The sequence below is a fragment of the Coprococcus sp. ART55/1 genome (genome assembly GCF_000210595.1).
In the GTDB taxonomy this organism is placed as follows: Bacteria; Bacillota; Clostridia; order Lachnospirales; family Lachnospiraceae; genus Coprococcus; species Coprococcus aceti.
The window spans coordinates 782,234-783,491 of sequence record NC_021018.1; the positions used below are offsets into that span (position 1 = coordinate 782,234).

A 1,258-nucleotide genomic window follows, 5' to 3' on the forward strand; every position below is an offset into this window, starting at 1 on the left:
TTTTTGTTGGAGTAGAGTAGATATAAGGGAGATATTATATGGTTACGAAAATCAGTTGAAATTAGACAACGAGGATTAACATAAAATTATAAATAATGCACACCTCCATCCGTAGTCTGACCCTCTTAACTGACTACGATTTGACTACTACACATTGCTCTGAATTGCACCATTTTGAAGTGTTTTGCAAAAAGTGTAGTTATAAACAAGAAAAATACGATGCCATGAAAAGCCGATAAACCAATGCAAAACACGGCATTACAGGGCATTTCAGAACAGGAGAAATTTATGATTAGGGTTTTATTCATCTGCCACGGCAATATCTGTGTGATTGCCTGAAATGCCTGTGAAATCAATACTTTAAGAAAATGACAGGGTGAATTTACCCCTGTTTTACCCCTAATAATTATAGGACTATCCGATAAGGAAAAATCCCTTAGCTGAATGTATAGGCGGAGGGATTTTTCCTTATTTTAACACTTGAATACATCAAAATAATATTGAAGAAATCAATATAATCGAGTATACTTATTTAGGTAAATGGGTTACAGAGTTATAGGAGAACTATGGAGCTGTAACGAGTTTATTATTAGGATAGGAAGGATCAACTATGACTGTAAGCTATAATAAATTATGGAAAAGACTTATAGATTTAAATATGAGCAAAACTCAGCTTAGAGAAAAAGCCGGTATAACAACAAATGCAATAGCAAAGATGGGAAAAAATGAGAATGTTTCGACAGAAATTATATGTAAAATATGCAAAGTATTGGAATGTCAGGTAGAAGATGTAATCGAATTAGTTGATGAAGAAGAAAAAGAGGTATGTTAGTATAGAAGAGTCCGTTTTATGGGACATATACTATGATATTATTAGAAAAAAGTAAAGAGGTAATTGAGTGTATACAAGTATAGAGCTTTTTGCTGGAGCCGGCGGATTGGCATTAGGAGTCGAAAAGGCGGGATTTAATACATTAGGTTTAATAGAATTTGATAAGGACGCAGCGGATACATTAAAGAAAAATAGACCAAACTGGAATGTTATAAATGACGATATTGCAAATATATCGTGTCTGGATTTGGAAAAGTATTTCTCTATTAAAAAGGGTGAGCTAGATCTCCTTTCAGGTGGTGCACCTTGTCAGGCATTTTCATATGCTGGAAAAAGGCTTGGGCTTGAAGATGCAAGAGGAACATTATTTTATCACTATGCATTGTTCCTTGAAAAATTGCAACCTAAAATGTTCCTGTTTGAGAA

General features: G+C 33.9%; 2 protein-coding genes. Both read left to right on the forward strand.

Annotation, left to right across the window (positions count from 1 at the left end; genetic code table 11):
* Positions 1–610 precede the first annotated feature (610 nt).
* Positions 611–832, forward strand: a complete 222-nt coding sequence (locus CCU_RS03760) for a helix-turn-helix domain-containing protein (RefSeq protein WP_008117348.1) — start codon at positions 611–613, stop codon at positions 830–832.
* A 67-nt stretch (positions 833–899) separates the two neighbouring features.
* Positions 900–1,258, forward strand: a 359-nt coding sequence (locus CCU_RS03765; protein ID WP_208895964.1) for a DNA cytosine methyltransferase, incomplete at its 3' end; no start/stop codon positions are given.